General features: G+C 75.3%; 1 protein-coding gene. It reads left to right on the forward strand.

From position 1 onward, the window contains the following. Positions 1–41: 41 nt before the first annotated feature. On the forward strand, positions 42–251 hold a 210-nt coding region (locus tag RMT89_RS44455; protein WP_315889440.1), incomplete at its 3' end, for a DUF2817 domain-containing protein.

The raw sequence follows: 251 nt of genomic DNA on the forward strand, positions 1-251 counted from the left end.
GTGCGCCTGGCCGAGCAGTGGCTGGCCCGCCCGCTGGCGCCATGATCGGCATGGGCGAGGCGTTCAGCGCCAGCTACGCGCAGGCGCGCGTGCGGTTTCTGGAAGCCGCGGCTGCCGGTGGCCTGGCCATCACCTCGCACCGCCACCCGCTGCCGGGCCCAGGCGGCGAGGTGCTGGCGCTGGACGTGGCACGCGACGGTGCGCTGGAGGCCGAGCGCCTGCTGATCGTCAGCAGCGGCTGCCACGGTGTG

This window comes from Streptomyces sp. P17, assembly GCF_032436805.1.
Taxonomy (GTDB): domain Bacteria; phylum Actinomycetota; class Actinomycetes; order Streptomycetales; family Streptomycetaceae; genus Streptomyces.